Source organism: Rubneribacter badeniensis, from assembly GCF_002899695.1.
GTDB lineage: Bacteria > Actinomycetota > Coriobacteriia > Coriobacteriales > Eggerthellaceae > Rubneribacter > Rubneribacter badeniensis.
The window spans coordinates 1-4398 of sequence record NZ_PPEL01000146.1; the positions used below are offsets into that span (position 1 = coordinate 1).

Consider the following 4398-nt stretch of genomic DNA (forward strand, 5'->3'; position numbering starts at 1 on the left):
GCTGCGCCCGCGCTGGCGGGACCGCGCCGAGGCGCTGGCGGCAAGCGAGTGCTGCCTGACCGTGCGCGGCGCGCACTTCCGCTACGGGCGCGGCGAGCCGTGGGTGCTGCGCGGGCTCGACCTCTCGGTGCGCTGCGGCAGCGTGCATGCCGTGGTGGGCGGCAACGGCTGCGGGAAGTCCACCCTGCTCAAGCTCATGGCGGGCGTGGAGAAGCCCCAGCGCGGGCACGTCCGCAACGCGCTCGCGCGCTCGCAAGCGCTCTTGCCGCAGGATCCCAAGGCGCTGCTCGTGTGCGACAGCGTGGCCGAGGAGCTGGCCGAATGGCGCGCCCGCTGCGGCTACGCGCCCGCCGACGAGCGGGCGATGCTCTCCCGCTTCGGCCTCGACGGCTGCGAGAACCTGCACCCCTACGACCTCTCCGGCGGTCAGCAGCAGAAGCTCGCGCTGGCGAAGCTTTTGCTCACCGGCGCGCGGCTGCTTCTGCTCGATGAGCCCACGAAGGGCCTCGACCCGCGGGCGTGTGCCGATATGGCGCACACGCTGCGCGCGCTGGCCGACGAGGGGCGCACGGTGATCCTCGTCACGCACGACCTCGACTTCGCCTACGTGGTGGCCGACGAGGTGACGATGCTGTTCGACGGCGAGGCGGCTTGCACCGAACCTGCGGAGGCGTTCTTCGCGGGCAACCTCGTGTACCGCCCCAGCGCCGCGTCGCGCCTGTTCGCGCTTGTGGATTAGCGGGCGGCGGTCGTGAGGCGGGTTACGTCGCATATCGTGGAGGCGGTGGCCATCGGCGCGGTGCCGGCGGCGCTCGCGGCGTGCGCGGCCGCGGGGGTGGAGCAGGCGGCCCTGCTCAGCATGGCGGTGGCCGTGTTGTCGCTCCTGCTGTTCTTCGCGGGCTACGAGAGGGGCCGCCCGCGGCTGCGCGACACCATGCCGGTGGCGGTGCTGGCCGCGTTGGCGGCGGCGGGGCGTATCCTGTTCGCGCCCATCCCCAGCTTCAAGCCGGTGGCGGCCATCGCCATCATCGCCGGAGCGGTGTTCGGACGCCGCAGCGGCTTTCTCGTGGGGGCGCTCGCGGCGCTAGCCTCGAACTTCTTCTTCGGGCAGGGGCCGTGGACGCCGTGGCAGATGTACGCGTGGGGGCTTGCGGGCTACCTCGGCGGGGCGCTCGCGGCCACCGGCGCGCTCGACCGCACGCCGGTCCTGCTCGGCTACGGCTTTTTGTCCGGCATCCTGTACGGCCTCATCCTGAACCTGTGGAGCATCATCGGCTTCTACCACCCGCAGACGCTCGCCCAAGCCGCCCTCGTGTACGCCGCCGCCCTGCCGTTCGACGTCGTCCACGGCATCGCCACGGCCCTCTTCCTTGCCGTGCTGTACGCCCCGTGGAAGAGGAAGCTTTCCCGCGTGAAGCGCAAATACGCCCTCGGCGACCGGGATCACGGAAAAGCGGAGAAGCCTCTTCGCTGACCGATTCCCGCTGTCGTTTGTTTCCGCTGCGCGAATTGTCCTTCATGCATCCAGGTGGGACGGAGAACCGGTACAATGTGCCTATTCTGAATTCCTGAAAGGAGGAGGATCATCGTGCCTGAGGATGTCAGCGCGGCGTCGGAGTTTTCCGATGACCCGAATCTTCGCGTGGGCGAAGGCGACCGCCGCGGATGGTGGCCGATCGCCTGCATCTGGATCGGCAATGCGCTCAATGTTTCGACGCTCATGACCGGTGCGCTGCTGGGTGCGGGCTTGGTGCTGGCGGATGCCTTCTGGGCGTCGCTTGTCGGCTTCGGCATCGTGGTGGCTTACGGCTGCTTCGTGGCTATGGAGGCCACCGACCTCGGCCTGCCCACCAGCTCCATGTCCACCGCGTCGCTTGGGCGCGCGGGCGGGCGCTACCTCATCAGCCTCGTGCTGGGCATCTCCCTCATCGGCTGGTTCGGCGTGCAGGCGGGCGTGTGCGGCTCGTCATTCTCCATCGCCATCGCTCAGATCACGGGCTTTCAGCCGCCGGTATGGGCCTGCTCGGCGTTCTGGGGCGCGCTCATGCTCGTGTCGGCCGTGTACGGGTTCGAGGGCGTGAAGTGGGTTAACATCGTCTCTGCACCGCTGCTGTTTTTGATCTGTCTCTACGGCGTGGGCGTGTCCATTGCGGGTACGGGCGTCGATACCGTGTTCAACTACGTTCCCGCCGAGGGCATCGGGCTCGTGGCCGGGATCAACATCGCCGTGGGCCTATGGGCGGTGGGCGGCGCCACCATCGGGGACTTCACCCGTTACGCGCGCGATCGCAAAGGAGCCGTGCTTTCCACGGTGGTGGGCGTGCTGCCGTTGAACGTGCTCGTGCTTATGATGGGCGCGCTCTTGGCGATGGTGGCCCCCGAGAGCGGCGGCGACATCACCGTGATCTTCGGCGCATTGGGGCTGGCCGTGGTGGGCGTGGTGGCGCTCGTGGCCTCCACGTGGTCGGTGAACGTGGGCAACGCCTATTCTGCGGGCCTTGCGTTCTCCGTCATGCTGGGCAAGGGCGAGAAAAGCTACAAGTACACCACCGTGGTGGCGGGTACGGTGGGCATCGTGCTAGCCGCTGCGGGCATCCTCGATACGTTCTCGCTGTTCCTCACAGTGTTGTCGGCCTGCATCCCGGCGCTTGCCGGCACCATGATCGCCGATTACTGGCTCATCCGCAAAGCCCGGCCGGAGAACTTCCGCCCGCTTGAGGGCGTGTCGGTTCCGGGATTGGCGAGCTTTGTGGGCGGTGCGGCGGTGGCGCTGATCACCGGCGGCACGTTCACGGGGATCGTCGATGCGCTCAGCATCCCGTTCTTCTTGGGCCCGGTGAACGGATTGGTCGTCTCCATGTTGCTGTATGTCGTTATATACAAGGCCATGAGGCTGCCGGCGTTTCCGGGCGGCATCCGGCTGAGTTTGAAGAGAAAAGAGAGCTGACGTGCGCGAATTGACGATAGCGGACATCGATGACATCGCCCTCGGGTCGTCGCTTTTAGGAAGCGGGGGCGGGGGCGACCCTTACATGGGCCGCCTGGAGGCCATCGCGGCCATCAAGAAGCATGGCCCGGTGAAGTTGCTCGACGTGGACGAGGTGCCCGACGAGTGGACGGTGGCGCCCATCTGCGGCGTGGGCGCCCCTTCGGTGTCGCTGGAGAAGGGCACGAACGGGCGGGAGTACGGCCTCGTGCGCGATATGATGGAGCGGATGCTCGGACGCAAGCTGGACGCTTTCCTGCTTTCGGAGGCGGGCGGCATGAACTCCATGATCCCCATCAGCGCGGCGGCTCGCGCGGGGCTGCCCCTCATCAACGCCGACGGCATGGGGCGCGCTTTCCCCGGCATCCAGCAGGACACCTTCACCTTGAACGGCGTGTCCACCAATCCCTATTGCATCGCCGACGAAAAGGGAAACTGCTCGGTTCTGTACACCGTGAACAACGATTGGACCGAGGAGATAGGGCGCGCCATCACGACGGCCTGCGGGGGGCAGGTGACCACGCTGGCTTCGCCGATGAGCGGCGTGAAGATGAAGGAATCGGTGGTGGTGGGCACGGTGGATTACGCCCAGCATCTGGGCCGCGTCATCCGCACGGCCGTCGAGGCGCAAGGCGAGACGCCCGAGGAGTACTTCCTTCGCGAGAGCGGGGCGCTGCGCTTTTTCAAGGGCAAGATCGCCGATGTGCTGCGCGAGACGCGCAACGGCTTCAATTTCGGCCGCGTGGCGTTGGAGGGCATCGGGGAGGACAAGGGCCGTGCTTGCGCGGTGGAGTTTCAGAACGAGAACATCTACGCCGAGGTGGACGGATCCATCGTAGCCACGGTGCCCGACCTCATCTGCCTCGTGGATGTCGAGACGTTCACTCCGGTTACCACGGAGAACTTGAAATACGGCAAGCGCGTGCTGGTGGTGGGCCTTCCCTGCGACGAGGCGTGGCGCACGCCCGCGGGATTGGCGCTGGCCGGTCCCGCGTGGTTCGGGCTGGAGAGCGAATACGTGCCGTTGGAAGAGCGCTGCGCGCGGAAGGGGGCGTGAATGTACAAGCTGGGCATCGACGTGGGCGGCACGAACACGGACGCCGTGCTGATCGACGAGGGCCTGAACGTGGTGGCCGCCGTGAAAAGGCCCACATCAAGAGATATCTACACGGGCATCATGGGCGCGGTGGACGCCGTGCTGGAGGAGAGCGGCGTCGACCGCGCGCTCATCGGGCAGGCGATGCTGGGCACCACGCAGTGCACGAACGCCATCGTGGAGCGCAAGGGCCTCGCGCCCATCGCCGTGCTGCGCATCGGCGCGCCGGCGTCGGTGGGCATCCCGCCCATGGTGGACTGGGACGCCGACATCGCGGCGGTGTGCGTGGACTCCGCCATCATCGAGGGCGGCTTCG

At 67.4% G+C, this 4398-nt stretch carries 5 protein-coding genes; all 5 read left to right on the plus strand.

Features of this window, described 5'->3' with window-relative positions; translation table 11 throughout:
* Positions 1 to 739: energy-coupling factor ABC transporter ATP-binding protein (locus tag C2L80_RS13230; protein ID WP_129589973.1), on the plus strand; the 739-nt coding region annotated here is incomplete at its 5' end.
* Positions 740 to 751: 12 nt separating this feature from the next.
* On the plus strand, positions 752 to 1474 hold the full coding sequence (locus tag C2L80_RS13235; RefSeq protein WP_224758927.1) for a DUF6580 family putative transport protein: 723 nt from the start codon (positions 752 to 754) through the stop codon (positions 1472 to 1474).
* Between the two features lie 114 nt (positions 1475 to 1588).
* Positions 1589 to 2947: a cytosine permease gene (locus tag C2L80_RS13240; RefSeq protein ID WP_204600615.1), complete on the plus strand. Its 1359-nt coding sequence runs from the start codon at positions 1589 to 1591 to the stop codon at positions 2945 to 2947.
* A gap of 1 nt (position 2948) precedes the next feature.
* Positions 2949 to 4043 carry a DUF917 domain-containing protein gene (locus tag C2L80_RS13245; protein ID WP_087198776.1) on the plus strand — a complete coding sequence of 365 codons (1095 nt, stop codon included), beginning with the start codon at positions 2949 to 2951 and terminating at the stop codon, positions 4041 to 4043.
* Positions 4044 to 4398: hydantoinase/oxoprolinase N-terminal domain-containing protein (locus tag C2L80_RS13250; protein WP_275668768.1), on the plus strand; the 355-nt coding region annotated here is incomplete at its 3' end.